The sequence below is a fragment of the Sphingomonas sp. ABOLG genome (assembly GCF_003950435.1).
Lineage (GTDB): Bacteria > Pseudomonadota > Alphaproteobacteria > Sphingomonadales > Sphingomonadaceae > Sphingomonas > Sphingomonas panaciterrae.
In genome coordinates this window covers 104,145-125,165 of sequence record NZ_QQWW01000001.1, presented here as the reverse complement: position 1 = coordinate 125,165, position 21,021 = coordinate 104,145, and the positions used below count along the sequence as shown (strand labels likewise).

The 21,021-nt window shown below is 66.9% G+C and carries 19 protein-coding genes; 10 read left to right on the top strand and 9 right to left on the bottom strand.

Annotated features, from left to right (window positions below; translation table 11 throughout):
* Nucleotides 1–71 precede the first annotated feature (71 nt).
* Entirely contained in the window at nucleotides 72–1,319 is a 1,248-nt protein-coding gene (locus CA236_RS00615; RefSeq protein ID WP_125944143.1) for a putative DNA modification/repair radical SAM protein, read from the top strand.
* Nucleotides 1,320–1,358: 39 nt separating this feature from the next.
* Here the strand turns inward: CA236_RS00615 and CA236_RS00610 are convergent, their stop codons facing one another.
* The 3 genes from CA236_RS00610 to gpmA all read right to left on the bottom strand — a co-directional run bounded on the left by CA236_RS00610 (nucleotide 1,359) and on the right by gpmA (nucleotide 3,748).
* Nucleotides 1,359–2,033, bottom strand: coding sequence for an NAD(P)H-dependent oxidoreductase (locus CA236_RS00610; protein ID WP_125944142.1), 675 nt, complete (start codon nucleotides 2,031–2,033; stop codon nucleotides 1,359–1,361).
* Between the two features lie 83 nt (nucleotides 2,034–2,116).
* Complete coding sequence (rarD, locus tag CA236_RS00605) at nucleotides 2,117–3,037, bottom strand: EamA family transporter RarD (protein ID WP_125944141.1); 921 nt, start codon at nucleotides 3,035–3,037, stop codon at nucleotides 2,117–2,119.
* A 24-nt stretch (nucleotides 3,038–3,061) separates the two neighbouring features.
* Nucleotides 3,062–3,748, bottom strand: a complete 687-nt coding sequence (gene gpmA, locus CA236_RS00600; RefSeq protein ID WP_125944140.1) for a 2,3-diphosphoglycerate-dependent phosphoglycerate mutase — start codon at nucleotides 3,746–3,748, stop codon at nucleotides 3,062–3,064.
* Nucleotides 3,749–3,860: 112 nt separating this feature from the next.
* Between gpmA and CA236_RS00595 the strand changes: the two genes are divergently transcribed.
* Nucleotides 3,861–4,586, top strand: coding sequence for a dienelactone hydrolase family protein (locus tag CA236_RS00595; protein WP_046409969.1), 726 nt, complete (start codon nucleotides 3,861–3,863; stop codon nucleotides 4,584–4,586).
* 45 nt (nucleotides 4,587–4,631) lie between these two features.
* Here CA236_RS00595 and CA236_RS00590 read toward each other — a convergent pair whose 3' ends face one another.
* Nucleotides 4,632–5,105: a helix-turn-helix domain-containing protein gene (locus CA236_RS00590; protein ID WP_125944139.1), complete on the bottom strand. Its 474-nt coding sequence runs from the start codon at nucleotides 5,103–5,105 to the stop codon at nucleotides 4,632–4,634.
* A gap of 155 nt (nucleotides 5,106–5,260) precedes the next feature.
* Between CA236_RS00590 and CA236_RS00585 the strand changes: the two genes are divergently transcribed.
* The 6 genes from CA236_RS00585 (at nucleotide 5,261) to CA236_RS00560 (ending at nucleotide 13,719) form a co-directional block, all read left to right on the top strand.
* Complete coding sequence (locus CA236_RS00585) at nucleotides 5,261–5,620, top strand: hypothetical protein (protein ID WP_046409966.1); 360 nt, start codon at nucleotides 5,261–5,263, stop codon at nucleotides 5,618–5,620.
* 112 nt (nucleotides 5,621–5,732) lie between these two features.
* Nucleotides 5,733–7,838, top strand: a complete 2,106-nt coding sequence (locus tag CA236_RS00580; protein ID WP_125944138.1) for a bifunctional (p)ppGpp synthetase/guanosine-3',5'-bis(diphosphate) 3'-pyrophosphohydrolase — start codon at nucleotides 5,733–5,735, stop codon at nucleotides 7,836–7,838.
* A 105-nt stretch (nucleotides 7,839–7,943) separates the two neighbouring features.
* Nucleotides 7,944–9,776 carry a DUF885 family protein gene (locus tag CA236_RS00575; protein ID WP_125944137.1) on the top strand — a complete coding sequence of 611 codons (1,833 nt, stop codon included), beginning with the start codon at nucleotides 7,944–7,946 and terminating at the stop codon, nucleotides 9,774–9,776.
* Nucleotides 9,777–9,875: 99 nt separating this feature from the next.
* A complete protein-coding gene (locus tag CA236_RS00570; protein ID WP_206430476.1) occupies nucleotides 9,876–11,321 on the top strand; it encodes a M48 family metalloprotease in 1,446 nt (481 codons plus the stop codon).
* Nucleotides 11,322–11,342: 21 nt separating this feature from the next.
* The gene (locus CA236_RS00565) at nucleotides 11,343–12,359 is read left to right on the top strand and encodes a glycosyltransferase family 2 protein (protein WP_125944136.1); all 1,017 of its coding nucleotides are present in this window, start codon (nucleotides 11,343–11,345) and stop codon (nucleotides 12,357–12,359) included.
* Between the two features lie 100 nt (nucleotides 12,360–12,459).
* Nucleotides 12,460–13,719 carry an MFS transporter gene (locus tag CA236_RS00560; RefSeq protein WP_231621969.1) on the top strand — a complete coding sequence of 420 codons (1,260 nt, stop codon included), beginning with the start codon at nucleotides 12,460–12,462 and terminating at the stop codon, nucleotides 13,717–13,719.
* 28 nt (nucleotides 13,720–13,747) lie between these two features.
* Here the strand turns inward: CA236_RS00560 and CA236_RS00555 are convergent, their stop codons facing one another.
* Complete coding sequence (locus tag CA236_RS00555; RefSeq protein WP_125944135.1) at nucleotides 13,748–14,914, bottom strand: iron-containing alcohol dehydrogenase; 1,167 nt, start codon at nucleotides 14,912–14,914, stop codon at nucleotides 13,748–13,750.
* A gap of 196 nt (nucleotides 14,915–15,110) precedes the next feature.
* Here CA236_RS00555 and CA236_RS00550 point away from each other — a divergent pair, with 196 nt between their 5' ends.
* Nucleotides 15,111–15,497, top strand: coding sequence for a hypothetical protein (locus CA236_RS00550; RefSeq protein ID WP_125944134.1), 387 nt, complete (start codon nucleotides 15,111–15,113; stop codon nucleotides 15,495–15,497).
* 50 nt (nucleotides 15,498–15,547) lie between these two features.
* Here CA236_RS00550 and CA236_RS00545 read toward each other — a convergent pair whose 3' ends face one another.
* On the bottom strand, nucleotides 15,548–16,276 hold the full coding sequence (locus tag CA236_RS00545; protein WP_046409958.1) for a class I SAM-dependent methyltransferase: 729 nt from the start codon (nucleotides 16,274–16,276) through the stop codon (nucleotides 15,548–15,550).
* A 1-nt stretch (nucleotide 16,277) separates the two neighbouring features.
* Nucleotides 16,278–16,700, bottom strand: a complete 423-nt coding sequence (locus CA236_RS00540) for a GtrA family protein (protein WP_231621968.1) — start codon at nucleotides 16,698–16,700, stop codon at nucleotides 16,278–16,280.
* A 114-nt stretch (nucleotides 16,701–16,814) separates the two neighbouring features.
* On the opposite strand from CA236_RS00540, the gene CA236_RS00535 reads away from it, so the two are divergent.
* Entirely contained in the window at nucleotides 16,815–18,593 is a 1,779-nt protein-coding gene (locus CA236_RS00535; protein ID WP_241212443.1) for an AcrB/AcrD/AcrF family protein, read from the top strand.
* A 17-nt stretch (nucleotides 18,594–18,610) separates the two neighbouring features.
* On the opposite strand, the gene CA236_RS00530 is transcribed toward CA236_RS00535, so the two are convergent.
* A complete protein-coding gene (locus CA236_RS00530; protein ID WP_125944133.1) occupies nucleotides 18,611–19,942 on the bottom strand; it encodes a HAMP domain-containing sensor histidine kinase in 1,332 nt (443 codons plus the stop codon).
* Nucleotides 19,943–19,950: 8 nt separating this feature from the next.
* Entirely contained in the window at nucleotides 19,951–21,015 is a 1,065-nt protein-coding gene (locus CA236_RS00525; RefSeq protein WP_125944132.1) for a hypothetical protein, read from the bottom strand.
* Nucleotides 21,016–21,021 lie beyond the last annotated feature (6 nt).

Below are 21,021 nucleotides of genomic sequence, written 5' to 3'. Positions count from 1 at the left end.
GCGGTAGCCGGCGATTGCGCCAGGGTCGATCGTTGGTCGACAAGCGCTCGAGCGGAACTTATATAGAACAAATGGCGCAGCTCGATGTCAGGCAGAAGCTGGAAATCCTTGCGGATGCAGCGAAATACGACGCTTCCTGCGCATCGTCGGGAACGACCAAACGCAACTCGCGCGACGGCAAGGGCATCGGCTCGACCGAGGGCATGGGCATTTGCCACGCTTATGCGCCGGACGGCCGCTGCATCAGCCTGCTGAAGATCCTGCTCACCAACAGCTGCATCTTCGACTGCCATTATTGCATCAACCGCAAGAGTTCGAATGTCCGCCGCGCGCGTTTCACCGCGAAGGAGGTCGTGAACCTCACCCTTTCCTTCTACCGGCGCAATTATATCGAGGGGCTGTTCCTCTCCTCCGGCATCATCGGTTCGTCCAACTACACGATGGAGCAACTGGTCGAGGTCGCCCGCTCGCTGCGCGAGGATCACCATTTCCGCGGCTATATCCACCTCAAGACGATCCCCGACGCCGATCCGGAACTGATCCACCTGGCCGGGCTCTACGCCGATCGCATGTCGATCAACGTCGAACTTCCCACCGTCAGCGGCTTGAAGCGACTGGCGCCGGAAAAGGACAATGGCCGGATCGAGGGCGCGATGAAGGGCCTGAAATCCTCGATCCTCGACACGCGCGACGCGAAGAAGCGCTACAAGTCAGCCCCCACCTTCGCACCGGCCGGGCAATCGACGCAGATGATCGTCGGCGCCGATGCGGCGACCGACGGGGACATCGTCACCAAGGCCGCGACGCTCTACGACCGCTACGATCTGCGCCGCGTCTATTATTCCGCGTTCAGCCCGATTCCGGACGCCTCCGCCGTCCTCCCACTGCAGCGCCCGCCGCTCATGCGTGAGCATCGCCTCTACCAGTCGGACTGGCTGATACGCTTTTATGGCTTTCAACCGAAGGAAGTCGTCGCCGCGGCGGATGATGCCACCGGCATGCTCCCGCTCGATATCGATCCCAAGCTCGCCTGGGCGCTGAAGTTCCGCGATAGCTTCCCCGTCGACGTGAACCGCGCGCCGCGCGAACTGCTGCTGCGCGTGCCGGGGCTCGGCACCAAGGCAGTAGCGAACATCCTAACCAGCCGCCGCTGGCGCCGCCTTCGGCTCGCCGACGTGGCACGACTGACCGTGTCGATCGCAAAGATCCGCCCCTTCATCGTCGCCGATGATTGGCGGCCCATTGCGCTCACGGATAAGGCCGAACTGAAGCCGATCGTCGCCCCCAGGAAGCAACAGCTGGAACTGTTCGCCGCCTGAGGGCGCGCGCGGCTGACGCGCTGGCGTTCAGTCGCCGGATCAGTCGTTCGTGCGTGACATCACCCCCGCGGTTCGTGCCGAATGGCGATCGCTCAACAGCATGGCGCAGGTGCGCTCGGCAGTGGAACGGACCCGCTCGAGCTGCTCGGCGGCGTAATCGGCATCCATATCCGGCACGACCGAATCGATCCGGATATGCTCGGCCCGCGTCATCCCCAGCCCCTGCCACAGATAAGCGTCGAAGATCTCGCGCAGCGACCCGACCTGCCCCTTTTCGTGCAGCCAGGCCAGCGACGTGCCCGACGTGCTGAACGACAGCAGCGGCTTGCCCTTCACCGCCGGATGCCCGGCCTGCGCCTGCACGTCGCGGAAGCTGTAGTTGGAGCCCAGCACGCGATCGACATAACCCTTCAGGATCGCGGGCGGCAGCGCGAACCAGATCGGATAGACCATCACCAGGATGTCGGACGCGCCGAGCAGCTCCAGCTCGGCCGCGACATCGTCGGAAAGCTGCCCGTCGCCTTCGATCGGACGCTCCTCGTTGCGCAGCACCGGGTCAAAGCCCATCGCATAAAGATCGCGCACCACGACCTGCTGCCCCAGCCGCTCTACCGTCTCGACATAGGTGTCGACGATCTGGCCATCGAAGCTGGTGCGGCTGGGGTTGGCGAGCACCAGATGGTGGCGGATCACCGTCGAATCCGGGCTGTTCATGTCCTTCCCTCCATTATGCGTGCTGGAGGCCTGTCGTTAGCACGGGTGCCGCCGGGCGCGAACCTGTGCGTGGCGCGCATTGATCAGGGTGCGGCGGTCGCCCCCAATGCCTCACGCGCCGCCCGCCGCGCCGTGCGGCTGGCGCGAACGCTGTCCCACGCAAAGATCGCGCAGCCGATCCAGATCAGCCCGAACACGACCAGGTGCAGCGGCCGCAGCGGCTCGCCGAAAATCGCCACGGCGACGAAGAACTGGAGCGTCGGCGCGACATATTGCAGCAGCGCCAGCACTGAATAGGGCAACCGGCGCGCGGCGGCCGCGAACATCAGAAGCGGCAGCGCCGTGACCACGCCGAGCACCACCAGCAGCACGTCGATCGACAGGTCACGCCCCATCGCGCCCGTTCCATCGCTCGCGGCAACCAGCAGGAAGATCAGCGACGGCGGCGCCAGCAGCAGCGTCTCGATCAGCAACCCGCCAAGGGAGTCGATCGCCACCACCTTGCGCACCAGGCCATAGATGCCGAACGAGGCGGCAAGCGTCAGCGAGATCCACAGCGTATCAATCGCAAACAGCGCCATGATGATGACGCCCACCGCCGCGATCGCGATCGCGACACCCTGCCACTTGCGCAGCCGCTCCCCGAGGATGGCGACACCCAGCGCGACGTTGACCAGCGGGTTGATGAAATAGCCAAGGCTGCCAGCCAGCGTCTGGCCGTTGTTCACCGCCCAGATGTAGATCAACCAGTTGATCGCGATCAGCACCGCGCTCGCCACCAGCATCGCGATCGTGCGCGCGTTCACCGCCGCCCGGATGGCGCTCCAGCGCCGCATTACGCTGACCACCAGGATCAGCAGGACCGCCGACCAGACCACCCGATGCGCCAGCACCTCCAGCGCGGGCACCGACGCGAGCAGGCGAAAGTAGAGCGGCAGCACGCCCCACATCGTGTACGCGCCCAGCCCCAGCAGCAGGCCGCCGCGCGTACCATTGTCAGTCATGCTAATTGGCCTTTGCGTCGGGCCTCAGCGTTCGCTGAGGTAATAGCGGTCAAGCGCGCGCAGATCGTCGTCCAGGTCATAGACGATCGGCTGGCCGGTCGGGATCTCCAGGCTGGTGATCTCGTCGTCCGGGATGTTCGACAGATGCTTCACCAGCGCGCGCAGCGAGTTGCCGTGCGCGGAGATCAGCACACGCTGTCCATCCTTCAGCGCCGGCGCGATCCGCTCCTCCCAATACGGCAGGACGCGGGCGATCGTGTCCTTCAGGCTCTCCGTCGCGGGAATGTCGATCCCGGCATAGCGGCGATCCTTGCTGAGGTCGTACCGCCCGCCGGCGTCGGCCACGGGCGGCGGAATGTCGAAGCTGCGGCGCCAGATATGCACCTGCTCCTCGCCATGCTTTGCCGCAGTCTCCGCCTTGTTGAGGCCGGTCAAGCCGCCATAATGGCGCTCGTTCAGGCGCCAATGCTTCTCGGTCGGCAGCCACAGCCGACCCATCGCCTCCAGCGCCAGGTTCAGCGTTTTGATCGCGCGGGTCTGCAGCGAGGTGAAGGTCAGGTCGAAATCGAGGCCCTTCGCCGCCATCAGCTCGCCCGCCGCCTTGGCTTCGGCCGCGCCCTTTTCCGTCACGTCGACGTCCCACCAGCCGGTGAAGCGGTTCTCGAGGTTCCACGCCGACTGGCCGTGGCGGATCAGGACGAGCTTGGGCATCGATATCTCCCGTTGGCAATGACGCCTGTGATGGCCGCGCTGTTAGAGAGTGGAGGCGCCCTTCGACAAGCGCGCAGGGAAAGGTTTAAGTTCGCGCCAAAGGAGAATTGCGATGGCGATCGTGCGGCAGACCCTGGTGTATGATGGCCCCGGCGGCCCGTTCGAGGGCGTGATCACCTGGGAGGATGAGGTCGAGACGCAGCGCCCGGGCGTGCTCGTCTGCCCCAACATCCTGGGGCAAAAGGAAGCTGACAACCAGAAGGCGGAGGATCTCGCCAAACTCGGCTATGTCGCGCTGGCCTGCGACGTGTTCGGCCAGGGCCGGCGCAAGACGCGCGAAAGCAGCAACGTGTCCGAATATATGGACGAACTCGATGCCGACCGAGGCCTGCTGCGCGATCGGCTTGCTGCCTCGCTCGCAGCGTTGCGCGGCTTCGCCTCGGTCGATCCCGCCCGCGTGGCGGCGATCGGCTTCTGCTTTGGTGGCAAATGCGTGCTCGACATGGCGCGCGCCGGGCTGCCGATCCTGGGCGGAGTCAGCTTCCATGGCGTCTACGATCGGCCGGATTACGCCAATGTCGATCCGATTACGGCGAAGCTGCTGATCTGCCACGGCTGGGAAGATCCGCTCTGCCCGCCGGACACGATGGTGGCGCTAGGTCAGGAGCTAACCGCGGGCAAGGCCGATTGGCAGATCCACGCTTATGGCCATGCAGGCCACGCCTTCACCGACACCTCAGTCCCGGCCGGCCGCACCCCCGGCTTCGGCTATGACGAGAATGCCGACCGTCGCAGCTGGAAGGCGATGAGCGACTTTCTGGCCGAACTGTTTCTCTAGGGACGCGGCACCGGGCACCGGGCACGACGCCCCCGCCCGGCCCGCTTACTCAGCGTCGTTGCGCTCCGGCGCGTCGAGGTCGCCGGGCAGCGCCCAGTGCATGTCACCCTTCCCCAGCGGACGGCCGTCGTGGCTCAGCACCGCCACCTGCTGGATCGGCCGGTTGTCGCGCGCATCGACCAGGATCGGGAAGGCCGGGCAACCGGTCTCCCACTTCTCCCCCCATTGCCGCAGCGCGACCATCGTGGGCAGCAGCGCATAACCCTTGTCGGTGAGGTGATAGGCGATCTTGCGCCGGTCCTCGACCAGTGAGCGGCGCTCCATGATTCCGTGATCGACGAAGCGCGACAGGCGGTTGGCCAGGATGTTGCGCGCGATGCCGAGCTCGGACTGGAATTCCTCGAAATGCTTCAGCCCGTTGAAGGCCGCGCGCAGGATCAGGAACGCCCAGCGCTCACCCATCGATTCCAGCGCGGCGGGAAGACTGCATTCCCCTAGCGGCTCGCGCAACTCACCCATCGATACTCCTTCTCACGCAACAAGGTAGCGCATCGCGCTCCATGCGCCGAGTACCAAATAAAAGTTGTCGATTGCAACTCGCACATGCGAGTTGCCTATTGAAACTCGCATGTGCGACATTTACGTCGCGCTTATTAGGTTTTGGGAGAGCCCACATGATTCGCATGCTTGCCAAGTCGGTACTCGCTTCCGCCGCGCTGCTGGCGTCCTTCGGGGCCCATGCGCAGACCAATGGCGCCTATGTCGCCACGCCGGCCGAAACGCCCACCAAGACCGTTCTGATGACCCGTGACACGCCGTGGATGCTGCGCAACGGTGCCTATGTCGCCACCAATGCGCCGATGCGTGACATGGCCGCCTGCCAGCTGGTCGCGCGCAGCACTGGCGCGCTCACCGCTTTCACTGCCAATGGCCAGGCGTTCGACGCCGTCGCACTCGATACCTGCAATGCCAAGGCGAAGGGCGGCAAGGCCGTCGCTGCCAAGGCGAGCGCGAACGCTGCGCCCGCCAACTGATCGGCGCTCCCGCCGATAAACGGAGAAGGGCCTGCCCCCGACGGGGCGGGCCCTTTTCGTTTATCCTGTGTTTTCTGTTGCAAAGCGCGGGGCGGCTGCTCAAGTCGATGCCGTGTTGCGGCAATATGAACTTGTGGATCGGGTCCTTGAGTATGACCCGGAGGCGGACGAGGCGCTGCTCAATCGCGCCTATGTGTTTTCGGTCAACGCGCATGGCACGCAGAAAAGGGCCAGCGGCGATCCCTATTTCAGCCACCCGATCGAAGTCGCCGGCATCCTGACCGAGCTTCACCTCGACGACGAGACGATCGCCACCGCGATCCTTCACGATACCGTCGAGGACACGGTCGCCACCAGCGACCAGATCCGCCAGATCTTCGGCGACAATGTCGCGCGGCTGGTCGACGGCGTGACCAAGCTGTCCAAGATCGAGGCGCAGACCGAAAGCGAGCGCGCGGCGGAAAACCTGCGCAAGTTCCTGCTCGCCATGTCGGGCGACATCCGCGTGCTGCTGGTGAAGCTGGCCGACCGGCTGCACAACATGCGCACGCTCCACCACATCAAGAATCCGGACAAGCGCAAGCGCATCGCGCGCGAAACGATGGATATCTACGCCCCGCTCGCCGAGCGGATCGGCATGTACGAGTTCATGAAGGAGATGCAGACGCTCGCCTTCCAGCAGCTCGAGCCGGAAGCGTATGAGTCGATCACCCGGCGACTGCAGCAACTTCAGGCCGGCGGCGGCGACCGGATCGAGAAGATCAAGCAGGGGCTGAAGGACCTGCTCGCCCGCCACGGTATCGAGGCGGAAGTCTCGGGTCGAGAGAAGCACCCGTACAGCATCTGGCGCAAGATGCAGGAACGGCACATCAACTTCGAGCAATTGTCCGACATCATGGCCTTCCGCGCCATCGTGAAGGATGAGGACCAATGTTACGCCGCGCTCGGGCATATCCACCGCCGCTGGCCGATGGTGCCGGGCCGGTTCAAGGACTATATTTCGACGCCAAAGCGCAACGGCTACCGTTCGCTGCACACCACCGTCATCCATGACGAGAATCAGCGCGTCGAAATCCAGATCCGCAGCGAGGAAATGCACGCGGAGGCGGAATTCGGCCTCGCCGCCCACTGGGCGTACAAGCAGGGTGAGAAGATCAGCCCGCAGACGCAGCAGGGCTGGATCGCCGACCTGATGGAGATCCTCGATACCGCGGGCAGCCCCGAGGAGCTGCTCGAACATACCCGAATGGCGATGTATCAGGATCGCATCTTCGCCTTCACGCCGAAGGGCGAGCTGATCCAGCTGCCCAAGGGCGCGACACCGATCGACTTCGCGTACGCGGTCCATACCGACCTCGGCGATCAGGCGGTCGGCGCGAAGATCAATGGTCGCGTGGTGCCGCTGCGCACCGCGATCGAAAATGGCGACCAGGTCCAGGTATTGCGGTCTAAGGCACAGACGCCGCAGCCCAACTGGCTGAACTTCGCGATCACCGGCAAGGCGCTGGCCGCGATCCGCCGGCATCTGCGACAGGTGGAGCGCGAACAGACGATCGCGCTCGGCCGCAAGCTCTACGAGGATATCGTCACTCGCCTGCCCGCCCCGCTCGGCGCCGACGCCATGGCCCATGCGCTGACCCGGCTGAAGCTGCCCGACGAGGCAGCGCTGATGCAGGCGATCGCCCGCCGCACGCTGACCGATGCGCAGGTGATGGAAGCACTGATGCCCGGCTCGGCCGGGGCCGATGTCGCGCATTCGCCGCCGCAATCCTCCGCGATCTCGATCGAGGGGCTCGCGCCCGGCGTCGCCTATGAGCTGGGCGAATGCTGCCACCCCGTCCCCGGCGACCGGATCGTCGGCCTGCGCCGCCCCGACGCCTCGATCGAGGTACATCGGATAGACTGCCCGACGCTGGCCGAACTCGCCGAACGATCGGACGAGGAAACCGACTGGATCGACGTCAAATGGGGCAACAAGACCGAGGGCGCCACGGCGCGCGTGTCGGTCGAGGTGAAGAACGAGCCCGGCGCCCTGGGCGTGCTCGCCACGATCATCGGTCAGCACAAGGCGAACATCATCAACCTGCGCCTCGACACCCGCGACACGCAATTCCACACCAATGTCATCGACGTGGAAGTGCATGATGCGCACCAATTGATGCGGCTGATCGCGGCGCTGCGCGCGGCGGACGCGGTGAACGCGGCCGAGCGCGTCTGATCCTGTCCCCGGTGGCCCGGCGCCTGATGGTGCGCGTGGCCACTTGCGGCAACATCACTGCCTTGCCTAGGATCGGCCAGCTCTCCTACCGAAAGGCCTAAGCACTTGGATCGTCGTTCCTTCCTTGCCTCGGCAAGCGCTGCCTCCGTCTTTGCCCTGATCCCTGACGCGCTTCGCGCGCAGACCGGCGTGGCCGGCGCTGGCGCGAACACCGCCACCAACCCGGCTGACGCCCAGCTCAACAGCCTGTTCGACAAGGTTTTCGCGCAGACGCTGCAGCGGTCGCCCGAACTTGCCACCTCGCTCGGCATGGACAAGGGCGCCAACGCCGTGCTCAAGCATCGCCTGACCGACCAGTCGGCCGCCGGAAAGGCCAGCGCCCGCGCCGAGCTGAAGCAGGCAATCGCCGCGATCCGCGCCGTCGATCCCGCGCCGCTTTCGACCCGTTCGAAGCTCGATCGCGAAGTCATCCTCTATTCGCTGGAAAGCCGCGCGATCCCCTATGATCGCTTCAAGCTGGACGGCGTGCAGCGCCCCTTCACCATCTTCCAGCAGGGCGGCAGCTATTTCTCGACGCCCGACTTTCTGAATTCCTCGCACACGATCAACAATGCGGCCGATTGCGAAGCCTACCTCGATCGCCTCGGCGCCTTTGCCAAGCGGCTCGATCAGGACACGGCAAACCAGAAGGAAGAGGCCTCGCGCGGCTATCTCGCGCCCGACTTCTCGCTCGACCTGACGCTTGGCCAGATGGCGAAGCTTCGCGGTCAGCCCGCGGCCGACAGCGGCCTTGCGCAATCGGTGGCAAAGCGCGCCGCGGCGAAGAACATCGGCGGCGACTGGCAGGCTCGCGCGGCAAAGATCGTGGAGGGTGAGATCTACCCTGCGCTCGACCGTCAGATCGCGCTGATCAAGGCGCTCCGTCCCAAGGCGCGTAGCTCCGCCGGCATCTGGGACGTGCCGCAGGGCGACGCCATCTATGCCGCCGCGCTGGAGCAGGCGACCACTACCAAATACTCGCCCGCAGAGGTCCACCAGATGGGCCTTGACCAGGTGGCGGAAATCACCGCGCAGCTCGACACCATCCTGCGCAAGCAGGGCCTGACGCGCGGCAATGTCGGCGCGCGGCTGAACGAGCTCAATGTGCGGCCGGAACAGGTCTATCCCGACACCGCAGAAGGCCGCGCGGCGCTGATCAAGGGCCTGAACGAGGGCAATGCGGCCATGACCGCGAAGCTGGGTCAGGCGATCCTCAACCCGCCCAGCGAACCGCTCGACATTCGCGCGGTGCCGGTGGACATTCAGGACGGCGCCTCCAACGGCTATTACAGCCGCGCCGCGCTCGACGGCTCGCGCCCGGCGATCTACTGGATCAACCTGAAGAACGTCGGCGACTGGCCGAAATATTCGCTGCCCAGCCTCACCTATCACGAAGGCGTGCCGGGCCACCACCTGCAGATCTCGATCGCGCAAAAGGCGCCGCAGCCGCTGTTGCGCAACCTCAGCTTCTTCAGCGGCTACAGCGAAGGCTGGGCGCTCTACGCCGAAAGCCTGGCCGACGAACTGGGCGGCTATGCCGACGATCTGGAGCGGGCGGGCTTCCTGCAGAGCTATCTCTTCCGCGCCGCGCGCCTCGTCATCGATACCGGCATCCATACCAAGCGTTGGACGCGCGATCAGGCGACCGATTACATGGTCGAAACGGTCGGCTTCGCCCGCCCGCGCTCGCAGCGCGAGATCGAGCGTTACTGCACCCAGCCCGGTCAGGCGTGCAGCTACAAGGTGGGTCACGCCGCCTGGGTGCGCGCGCGAGAGACGGCGCAGAAGCTGCGCGGTGACAAGTTCGACCTGCGCCAGTTCCACGAGGTGCTGCAATATGGCGCGGTGCCGCTGACCATCCTGCAGCGGCTCGTCGAGGAGCAGGCCCGCACCGCCTGACGCCTTCGCTGCGGCGTCCACGCGGCGCTTGTTGCGCGAGGGCGACGGAACTGTTCAGGGATCATCGCGTAGGACAGGACCGAAAGGATCCTGCCCCGCATGACTCGCCTGCTTTCCGTCGCCCTCGCCCTCCCCGCCGCCACCATGGCGGTCACCATCCCCGCCACCGTCAGCGCACAGGCGCGGTCGATCTCCGCCAGTGAGAAGGCGCAGGGCGCGGAAGCCAACCCGCAATTGCTGGCCGAGTTCGGCGGCAAATATGACGGGCCGCAGGCGGCCTATGTCGAGCAGGTCGGCAAAAGGGTGGCAGTGCAATCGGGCCTGTCCAACGCGCAGGGCGATTTCACCGTCGCCCTGCTCAATTCGCCGGTCGAGAACGCCTTCGCCATCCCCGGCGGCTATGTGTACGTCACGCGCCAGCTGCTCGCGCTGATGAACAGCGAGGCTGAGCTCGCCAGCGTGATGGGGCATGAGGTGGGTCACGTCGCCGCGCGTCACTCCGCCGGGCGTCAACGTACCGCCGGCATCGGATCGCTCCTCGCCGGGGTGGTCGGTGCGGTCGCCGGCAACAGCGCGATCGGTCAGCTGGCGGGTGCCGGCGCGCGCAGCGCGGCGCAACTCTACACGCTGAAATATGGCCGCGATCAGGAATATGCCGCCGACGCGCTAGGAGTGCGGTACATCGCCGGCGCCGGCTACAATCCCTTCGCCGCCGCCGACATGCTCGAACAGCTCGGCGCGTCCACCAGCCTCAACGCGCAGCTCGCCGGGCAGCAGAGCGGGGTGCCCAGCTGGGCATCGACACACCCCAACAGCCGCGAGCGTGTGCAGCGCGCACGGCAATTGGCGCAGCAGACCGGTCGCGCCGCGGCACCGGTTGGGCAGCAGGACGTCGCGTTCCTCCGCCGGCTCGACGGCATGGTCTATGACGATGATCCCCGGCAGGGCGTGGTCAACGGCCAAACCTTCGTCCATCCCGTGATGCGCCTGCGCTTTACCGCGCCGACCGGCTATCGCATCGCCAATGGCAGCGATGCGGTGACGGTCGCCGGCAGCGGCGGCCAGGCCCAGTTCAAGGCCGCGGCGGCGACCAGCGACCTTCCCACCTTCGTCGCACAGCAGTTCCGCGCGCTGGGTGCCAGTGCCGCGCCGGCGGCGCAGGCCGGCCGCGCCAACGGCCTGGACTACGCCTATTCCACCGTGCGCGCGAACGCGAACGGCCAGTCGGTCGACGCCACGGTCCTTGCCTACCGCTTTCCCTCGGCGACCTATTACTGGACCATCGTCACCCCGGCGGGCCGCGGGATCGGACCGTTCGCTCCGTTGATCGAAAGCGTCGCGCCAATCACCGCGCAGGATGCCGCCAAGGTGCGCGGAAAGAAGCTGCGCATCGTCACGGTCAAGGCGGGAGACACGATCGATAGCCTGTCGCGCCAGATGGCCTATACCGATGCGCAGCGCGACCGGTTCATGACGCTGAACGGCCTGTCTGATCGCGACACGCTTCGTCCCGGTATGCTCGTCAAGGTCGTGACGGAGGCCTGAGCATCCTGTAACGCCGCGCGGATGCACCGCCCTGCCCTTTCGATCGTCATTCCTTGCTATAACGAAGCCGACACGCTGCCGCTGTTGCACCAACGCGTGTCGGCGGCGGCGCGCGCCGCCGTGGGCGACGATCACGAGATCGTGCTGATCAACGATGGCTCGCGCGACGACAGCTGGGCGATCATGCAATATCTCGCCACCACCGATCCCCGGCTGGTGGCGATCAACCTGTCGCGCAATCACGGCCACCAACTGGCGCTGACCGCCGGCCTCGACCTGTGCTCGGGCGAACAGATCCTGATCATCGACGCCGATCTTCAGGATCCGCCCGAATTGCTCGGCGAATTGCGCGCGACGATGGCGCGCGAGAATGCCGATGTCGTCTACGCCGTCCGTCGCAAGCGCGCCGGCGAAACCTTGTTCAAGAAGGCGACCGCCGCCGCTTTTTACCGCCTGCTCGACCGGCTGACCGACACGCCGATCCCGCTCGACACCGGCGACTTCCGGCTCATGAGCCGCCGCGCGCTCGATGCGCTTTTGTCGCTCCCCGAACAGGCGCGCTTCATCCGCGGCATGGTGGCGTGGATCGGCTTCCGCCAGGTGCCCTTCCCCTATGATCGTGCGGAGCGGCACGCGGGCGAAACCAATTATCCGCTGCCGAAGATGCTTCGGCTCGCCTTTGACGCGGTCACCGGATTCTCCACTGCGCCGCTGCGCTTCGCCAGCCATGCGTCGGTCGCGCTCGCGGGCCTTGCGCTGTTGCTGCTGTTCTACATCGCCTGGGGCTATTTCGAGGGCAATCCGGTCCAGGGCTGGACCTCGACGATGCTGGTGGTGACGGTGCTCAGCGCGGTGCAGATGTTCGTGCTCGGCATGATCGGCGAATATCTCGGCCGGCTGTACATCGAATCGAAGCGCCGCCCGCTGTACCTAGTCGCCGATATCGCCGGCACCGTGCATCGCCGCGCCACGCTCGGCTTCCAGGCCGAAGGCACCCGCATCCCCGCGCATGAGATCGCCCGCGAGGAGAACGCCTGACGCGCCCCGTCGCGGCCGAACCCGCGCGATCGGCGCTTCCGCGATTGAAGATATGACAACGGTATCCTATCGGTCAGGCTGGTAAGAGGGGAACAGGCCTGTGACGACGACGACAATCGCCGATCGGCGCCGCTGGATCGTGCTCGGGCTGGTGTTCGTCGCCATCGTGCTCAACTATGTCGATCGCCAGATACTGGCGCTGCTGAAGCCGACGCTGCAGGCAGAATTCGACTGGTCTGACCGCGACTACAGCCACATGGCCTCCGCCTTCCAGTTCGCGGCGGCGGTCGCTTTCCTCGGCACGGGCTGGTTCATCGACAAGATCGGCCTGCGCTGGGGCTTCGCCATCGGTGTCGGCGTGTGGAGCCTCGCCGGCATGGCGCACGCCTTCGCCACCACCGTCTCGGGCTTCGTTGCCTCGCGCGCGGTACTCGGCGCCGCCGAATCGATCGGCACGCCGGCCGCGGTGAAGACCGCTGCGACCTATTTCGGCGGCAAGGATCGCTCGGTCGCCCTCGGGCTGGTCGGCATTGCGCCCAACATCGGCGCGATCCTGACGCCGCTGCTGATCCCGGTGATGGCGCTCATGTTCGGCTGGAAGGCGACCTTCCTCATCGCCGGCGGGCTCGGGCTGGTGTGGGTTGTCGCCTGGCTGATGATGCGCATCCCGCCGCAGCCCAATGCCGCGCGCGATGCCGCCGCGCCAAAGATCGCCTGGAGCAGCCTGCTGAAGGATCGCCGGCAATGGGCGGTGATCCTGGGCAAGGCGCTGACCGATCAGGTCTGGTGGTTCCTGTTGTTCTTCATGCCCGACATGTTCCACCGCACCTTCGGCCTGTCGCAGGGCACGCTGGGGCTGCCGGTCGCCTTCGTCTATTTCATGGCGGCGCTGGGCGGGCTCAGCGGCGGCTTCCTGCCGGCGCGGCTGCTGCGCCGCGGCTGGAGCGTCAACGCCGCGCGCAAGACGTCGATGCTGATCTATGCACTGCTGATCGTCCCCATCCCCGTGCTGGTCGGTGTCGACAGCGCCTGGGTGGCGGCCGCGATCCTCGGCCTCGGCCTGTTCGCCCACCAGGGCTTCTCGACCAACCTGTTCGGCCTGACGACGGATATCTTCCCCGCGCGCATCGTCGGCTCGGCGATCGGCATTGGCGCCTTTGCCGGGAACCTCTCGGGCATGGCGATGATCGAGTTCGCCGGCTGGTCGCTCGACAATGGTCACGGCTATCTGCCGATGTTCCTGATCTGCTCGCTGACCTATCTCGCGGCGCTCGCCGCGATCCAGCTGATCCTGCCGCGCGTGGTGGCGATCGACGAGGACGCGGACGACGGCACGGCGGCACCGGTCATCGCGCACTAAGGCGGAAACGGCCGGCCGATCCGCCCGATCAGCCGGCCCACACCTCGGCATAAAGCTGCGCCATCTCCTCCGCATCGGGCACGCGCGGGTTGTTGGCCGGCGATCCCGACGCCGCCGCCTGCGCGCACATCACCGGCACCAGCGCATGCCAGCGCGCGCCGTCGATCCCCCATGCCGCCGGCCCGGGAACCGCGAGATCGCGGTTCAGCGTGGCAAGCTCCTCCAGCAGCCGAGCGACGGCCAGCTGGTCGCCATCAGCATCGTCCGCGACCCCCATCGTGCGTGCGCAGGTCGCATAGCGGGCAAGCGCGGCGGGCGCTGACCAGCGGGTTACGGCCGGCAGCAGCATCGCGTTAGACAGGCCATGCGGCACGTGGAAATGCGCGCCGATCGGCCGGCTCATGCCATGCACCAGCGCGACCGAGCTGTTGGAAAAGGCGATGCCCGCCTGCGTCGCGCCCAGCATCATCGCCTCGCGCGCGGCGGCATCGTCGGGATCGGCATAAACCCGCCGCAGGTTGGGCGCGATCGCGCGCATTGCCAGCAACGCCATGCCGTCGCTGAACGGATTGGCGCGGCGCGAGACATAGGCCTCGATCGCATGGGTCAGCGAATCGATTCCCGTGTCGGCAGTCAGCCGCGCCGGCATGCTGAACGTCAGTTCGTAATTGACCAGCGCCGCGACCGGCAGATAGGCGAGGCCGGCGCACAGCATCTTCTCGTCGGTGGTCTCGTCGGTGATGATGGTGAAGCGGGTCGCTTCCGACCCCGTCCCCGCCGTCGTCGGAATGGCAATGATCGGCAGCCCCGCCGCATCCTGCACGTGCGGCGCCTTATAGTCGGCCATCGTGCCGCCATGTGCGGCGAGCAGCGCGATCGCCTTTGCCGTGTCGATCGGACTGCCACCGCCAAACCCGACGACGCAATCATGATCGCCCGCACTGAGGCAGGCGAGCCCCGCCTTGACTGATGCGACCGTGGGATCGGGCACAGTGTCGGCAAACAGGCGATAATTGATCCCGGCCGCGTCCAGCCCCGCACACAGGCCCGCGACTTGGCCCGCTTCCAGCAGCCATGGGTCAGTGACGATCAATGGCCGGGCAAGGCCCAGCGTCGCCAGCACCTCCGCCAGTCGGCGCGACGCGCCGCCGCCGATGTGCAGCAGGCGGGGCAAAGCAATGGCCGGGATTGTCACGCTATGTCTCTCCTGTCCCGCCCCGGTGATCGCACAAGGGATCACATCATCTCGCCGCCCTGGTAACCGTCGTTCGCGGCCTTGGTGCCATGATCCAACGTCATAAACACATATGGATCAAGACCATTTACCTTGGCCGGGCGGGAACGACGCCCGCCACGCTGCCGTTGAAGGGCGATCTACAAGGAGAGGCAAGATGCGTTACTTCGCACTATTCGGCGCAGCCGCACTGTTGCTGCCCGCCGTGGCGACCGCACAGACCGCCAGCCCGCAGGGCGGATCGGCGGGCGGCACCGCCGGCCAGACCGGCGCACCCGGAGGTACGATGACCAGCCAGCCGGGACAGTCCGACAGCAGCACCGGCGGCACCACGGGCGGCCAAATGGATCAGCACGGCCAGCATGGCGGTGTGATGGGACCGCAAGGCAGCGCACCGGGCCGCGTACCCAACAGCCCTACGGCGAACACTCCCGATAGGGTGACCGGCACGCCGCCGGTGCGCACCGGCACCAGCACGTCGACCACTGATCCGCGCGGCACCACGCCGACGTCCGATCCGCAGGATGCAACGCCGCCGCGTTGACGACCGACCAACACGCTCACCCCGGCGCTCGCGCCGGGGTGCGTTGTGGCTCAGGCCGGTTCGGCCAGCGTGATGATCGACACGCCCGGTGGCATCGGCAGCCGGCCGACCATGTGCCGTTCCAGGCGGAAGATCTTCTCGAACAGCGTGTTCAGCGGCGCGGCGGGTGGCGTATCGTCGCTGTCCTCGCGACCGGTGATCCGGCCCATGATCCGCGCCCCCGCGGCGAGCGGGAACAGCAGCGAGTTGAAATAGCCCAGCTTGCGCGGGCGCAGGCCCGCGGCATCGATCGCCTTAACCAGCGTCGTCTTGGAATAGCGCCGGTGGTGGTGGTTCACCACGTCATGCGCGCTCCACATCCATTGATGCGCCGGCACGGTGATCAGGATCTTGCCACCGGGTGCCAGCCGCGCACGCATCGCCTGCAGCGCGGCGACATCGTCCTCGATATGCTCGACCACATCCAGCACCGCGATCAGGTCGTAATGCGCGTCCGGCACGCCGGGTAGCGCCGGCAGCGGCGCATCGCCCACCGCCTTGCCCAGCCGCTGGCTCGCCACGTCACGCGCCGCCGGATCAATCTCGATCGCATCGACGCGGCCGAATTGCGCCAGCATCGGCAGGTTATGCCCCGTCCCGCACCCGATCTCCAGGATACGCGCCTCTTTCGGCAGCCGCCCCTCGCGCGTCAGATAATCGGCCAGGATGTCGCGGCGCGCGCGATACCACCAATGGGTGGAATCATGTTCGGCCATACGGTCGTAAACGCGGCGATCCATATCAGGAAAATACCCACAGACGGTTGAGCGAGAAGGTGACCAGCGGCGTCACCACCACGATCGGGATCAGCGGCCACCACCAGGGTCCCGCCAGCATCGCATCATCGGTCAGCAGCCACACCCAGAAAGTGTTGACCGCATAGCTGACCAGCGACACCGCGAAAAACTTGGATGCCGACGTCTTCGCCGAGACACCATGCCCGCGAAAGCTCCACTTGCTGTGCAGCACATAGCCGGACAGCATCGCCACCAGATAGCCGGCGATATTGGCGACCTGCTCAGACGTGATCTTGAACGCGGCGAGCGGCGAATAGACCAGCGCATACAGCCCGGTCGCCAGCCCCCCGGCCACGCCAAACCGGACCAACTGCCAGAATGTTTCGCGCATTTCTGCCGAGCCGAACTTGTTGCGAACAGCGTCCACGCCTTGCCCTTTGTGCCGCCTCGGGTAGAGGCGGGCGCCACCGATAGCCCGCCCGGGCCGAACCGGAAGAATGTCGTGGGCGTCTAATGGCCTGCGGTCGGCGAGGAAAGCCCCGTGAACAAGTTGCCCTCATCCTTGTCCGCCGAACTGGACCGGCACTGGATCAAGCTGACCACGATCGCCTGGGTGGTGATCGTGATCTTCTACGTGTGGAAACGGTGGGCGGCGATCCACTGGCTGTCGCTGGCGGACACCGACGACAACATGCGGCTGATGCAGGTGCGGGCGCTGCTTGACGGGCAGGGCTGGTACGACCTGCGCAACTATCGGCTCAACCCGCCGGTCGGCTTCGACATTCACTGGTCGCGCATCGTCGACCTCCCCATCGCCGGGCTGATCCTGCTGCTCCGCCCGTTCGTCGGCGTGGTGGAGGCGGAAAAGCTGGCCTGTGGCATCGCCCCCTTGCTGCCGCTCGGCGTCACGCTGATCGGCCTGGGCGCAACGGTCCGTCGCCTGGTCTCCCCGGTCGCCTGGCCGCTCGCGATCGTGTTCCTGATGGGCTCGACCGTCGCGCTGATGATGTTCATGCCCGACCGCATCGACCATCATGGCTGGCAGCTGGCGATGCTCAGCCTGACCGTCGCCGGGCTGTGCGATCCCGATGGCGCGCGCGGCGGCATCACCGTCGGGCTGGCCAGCGCGCTGTCGCTTACCATCGGGCTGGAGATGCTGCCCTATTGCGCGATGGCGGGCGCGATCATCACGCTGCGCTGGGTGTGGGACGCGGGCGAGCGCCGCCGCCTGCTGGGCTATGCCATCTCGCTGGGCGGCGGATGCGCCGCGGGCTATGTGATCTTTGCGTCTGAAGCCAACCGCGTGATGCGCTGCGATGCCCTCACCCCGATCTGGCTCAGCGTCTTTGTCGCCGCCGGCGCATTGCTGACGCTGCTCGCACTCCTGTCGCCCGAAAAGCGCGCGTTGCGCTTTGCGCTCGCCGCGGTCGCCGGCGCAGTGATCGCGGGCGGCTTTGCCACCCTCTTCCCGCAATGCCTGCAGCGCCCGGAGCAGGTATCGGACGAGCTCTACGCCAATTGGCTCAGCAACGTGCGCGAGGCAAAGCCGATCTATCGCCACGCCTTCCGCACCGGCTTCCCGCTCGCCGCCTTGCCGGTGATGGGTCTGATCGGCGCCGGGATCGCGATCTGGCGCGCGCGGCGCAGCCCGACCCTGATCGGATGGGCCTGCGTTGGCCTGTTCGCTCTGTTCTCCGCCCTGATGCTGCTGTGGCAGGTGCGCAGCGGTCCCGCGGCTCAGGTGATGGCGATCCCCGGCGTCACCGCGCTGGCCTGGATGGTGCTGCCCTGGCTCCTCGGTCAGCGATCGATCTTCGTGAAGGTACTGGCGACCGGCGCCGTCTTCGTCCTCATCTCGGGCATGTTCGCCGGCATGCTGCTGCGCGCGTTGCCGATCGACGTGCCCAAGCCCTATGTGAAGCGCGTCAATCGTGCGACGGGCCTGTGCCTGACCATGCCCGCGATGACTCCGTTGAACCGGATCCCCGCGACGACGATCTTCACCTTCACCGATCTCGGCCCGCGGCTGATCGCGCTGACGCATCACAATGCAATCGCCGGTCCCTATCACCGCAATGGCGACGCGATCCTCGACGTCCAGCACGCCTTCAAGGGCACGCCGGAAGAGGCGCGCGCGATCATGAAGCGGCACGGCGCGACGATGATGCTGGTCTGCCCGAACATGGCGGAATCGACGGTGTATCGCGATCGCGCGCCCGGCGGCTTCTACGACCGGCTGGCGCATGGCGAGACCTTCGACTGGCTGACCCCTGTGCCGCTGCCCAAGGGGTCGCCGCTGCGGCTGTTCCGCATCGACTGAGCCGTCGCCCCGCGCCTTCAGGCGGCGGGCAGGCTCAGCACGAACCGCGCGCCCTCGCCCGGCGCGCTGTCGACCGTCAGGTCGCCGCCCATCACCCGCGCCAATCTGCGGGCGATGTAGAGGCCAAGGCCGCTGCCGCCCGGCTCGCTGGTGTCGACGCGCTCGAACTTCGCGAAGACCCGCTCGTGATCCTCGGGCGCAATGCCCTTGCCCTGGTCGGCAACGATCGCGAACACGCGGTCGCCATCGCGCTGCAGCCGGAGCCACACGGTCGAACCGCGCGGTGAATAGCGAACCGCATTGCCGATCAGATTGACCATGATCTGCAGGATGCGGCGGAACTCCCCGCGCACCGGCTGCGGCTCGTCCGTGCCGCCGCGATCGATCGTCACGCCCGCATCGGCGGCGCGCACGGCAAGCAGCCCCGCGCCCCGGCGGACAACATCGGCCATGTCGACGATCCCCGCCTCCGCGGCGAAATCCTCGCGCTCGATCGCCTCGATATCGGCAAGGTCGTCGATCAACCCCATCAAATGCCGTCCGGCGCTGGCGATATCGGCGGCGTAATCGGCATATTGCGGATCGATCGGCCCGTCGGCGCCGGCATTGATGCTGTCGGCATTGGCGACGATGCGGCCCAGCGGCGCGCGCAGGATACGATCCAGCCGGTGATTGAACGCGCCGTCCAGCCCGGTGCGCGGCCGGTGATCGGGCCGGCTCTCCACCGGATGCACGAACGCGGCACCGGCAAACCCGGCGAAGGCCCCGCCCCGGTCGCGCCGCACATGCCCCGCCAGCATGAAGCGGTCGACGCTACCCGCGAGCACAGCCGGCTGCTCCGCAAAATCGTCGACTGACGCGACCGCCTCCAGCAGCGGCAAGGCGCCATGCGGGTCGCTTTGCAGCGTGAACAGCCGCGTCAGCGGCTGGCCCAGCACGCTCGCCGCATCAATCCCGTGCCGCTCTGCCGCCTCGATCGACAGGCGCTGCAGCCGCAATGCCGCGTCCACGTCCCAGGTCCAGTCCGCGCCGGCCGGATACGGCACCGCCAGTGCGGGCTGCACCGGCCGCCACGCAGCACGCTCGCGCAATGGGGAAATCGTCAGCGTCGTTGCGCGCGGGCCGGGCTCGACCCGTACCCAGCAATCGATATCCACATCCATGTCGGCGATGGTGACCGCGCGTGAAAGCGGGATCTGCAAGCGTCGCGACAACCGCACCATCGCGGCGATCTGCGGATTGGCGAGCGGCTGCCCCATCGCACCGCCGGCCCGCTCGTTCAGCGTCAGGAACTCGGGGCTGGCCGCGACCAGCCGGTCCGCCGGGTCGACCTCAGCGTGAAGGGTCATGCCTTCGATCACGGCCGTGGGCTACCCTCGACGGCGGCAATCGCGGCGCGGTACGCCGGCGGCAGCGCCAGATCGGCCAGCGCGTCACGCGCGGCCGCGGCGGGAACCGCAGCAATCGTATCGAGCAGCGCGCCGAACGCTTCCAGGTCGCGCCGCGGATCAACCTCGGCAAGCAGATAGCCAATGCGCGCGATCGCGGCCCGTCCGATGTCGAGCGATCGCAGTGCCAGCCACAAGCGGTGCCCCCCGGGCTCCAGCGTCAGCGCCCGCACGATGCGCGGTGCCACCGCCATCCGCCGCGCCAGCATGGCAACGAACAACGCGACCGACCCATCGTCCAGCGCATCCACCAGCATGATCGCTGGGTCTGACGGCTCGCGGTCGATCAGCCGCGCCAGTTCTGCCGCGCATCGCTCCAGGCTGGCGGCCTCGTCGCGGGCAATCAGATGCTGCTCGACCGCCGCGACGATCAGCCGGTCGGCGTCTCTGCCCTCCCCCTGAAACGTCGGCCGCAGCGCCGCGGCGACCAGCCACGCCGCGCGCAGGCCCATTGCGGGGGTCAGCAACTCTCCCGGTCCGGCGTCGCCCGCGGCCGATCGACTTTCCGCCAGGCGATAGTTGCGCGCCGCCGCAGCGACCGCCTGGTCCCGGCCCTCCACCAACCGCGACAGCAGCGGCATCTGCGCCCCGGGCGGCCGATTGGCGCGCAGCGCCTCGCCCAGCAAGTCCTGCCGTGTACGGTCCAGCAACTCCCCGATCAGCTCGGGATCGCGCAGCGCGTCACTCGCCGCCAGCCGAGCGATAAGCGGCGCGGCATCGAAGGATTTGTCGGGCGCTGCCCCGCGCTGCGCCCAGCAACGCGCATGAAGATCCGCGCCAATCGCGACGATCGTCGACCGCAGCAGCAGCCCCAGCCGCGCGCGGGTGCGATCATCAAGCCGATACTCATCCGGCAGGAACAGGTCGTCTATCGTCGCCGCGAGATACCGCCGCGCACCCCGCCCAGCCGCGTCCGCACGCGCCAGCAGCGCGGCAACGTCCGACGGCAGGCCTGGGGGAGAATCGACCGACATGCGCCT

Excerpts from the sequence above, each read along its gene's own strand:
- CA236_RS00550 (WP_125944134.1), top strand. The coding sequence starts at position 15,111 with ATGCGTTACTTCGCACTATTCGGCGCAGCCGCACTGTTGCTGCCCGCC.
- CA236_RS00610 (WP_125944142.1), bottom strand. The coding sequence starts at position 2,033 with ATGAACAGCCCGGATTCGACGGTGATCCGCCACCATCTGGTGCTCGCC.
- CA236_RS00545 (WP_046409958.1), bottom strand. The coding sequence starts at position 16,276 with ATGGATCGCCGCGTTTACGACCGTATGGCCGAACATGATTCCACCCAT.
- gpmA (WP_125944140.1), bottom strand. The coding sequence starts at position 3,748 with ATGCCCAAGCTCGTCCTGATCCGCCACGGCCAGTCGGCGTGGAACCTC.
- CA236_RS00590 (WP_125944139.1), bottom strand. The coding sequence starts at position 5,105 with ATGGGTGAGTTGCGCGAGCCGCTAGGGGAATGCAGTCTTCCCGCCGCG.
- CA236_RS00530 (WP_125944133.1), bottom strand. The coding sequence starts at position 19,942 with ATGACCCTTCACGCTGAGGTCGACCCGGCGGACCGGCTGGTCGCGGCC.
- CA236_RS00595 (WP_046409969.1), top strand. The coding sequence starts at position 3,861 with ATGGCGATCGTGCGGCAGACCCTGGTGTATGATGGCCCCGGCGGCCCG.
- rarD (WP_125944141.1), bottom strand. The coding sequence starts at position 3,037 with ATGACTGACAATGGTACGCGCGGCGGCCTGCTGCTGGGGCTGGGCGCG.
- CA236_RS00525 (WP_125944132.1), bottom strand. The coding sequence starts at position 21,015 with ATGTCGGTCGATTCTCCCCCAGGCCTGCCGTCGGACGTTGCCGCGCTG.
- CA236_RS00585 (WP_046409966.1), top strand. The coding sequence starts at position 5,261 with ATGATTCGCATGCTTGCCAAGTCGGTACTCGCTTCCGCCGCGCTGCTG.
- CA236_RS00570 (WP_206430476.1), top strand. The coding sequence starts at position 9,876 with ATGACTCGCCTGCTTTCCGTCGCCCTCGCCCTCCCCGCCGCCACCATG.
- CA236_RS00615 (WP_125944143.1), top strand. The coding sequence starts at position 72 with ATGGCGCAGCTCGATGTCAGGCAGAAGCTGGAAATCCTTGCGGATGCA.
- CA236_RS00565 (WP_125944136.1), top strand. The coding sequence starts at position 11,343 with ATGCACCGCCCTGCCCTTTCGATCGTCATTCCTTGCTATAACGAAGCC.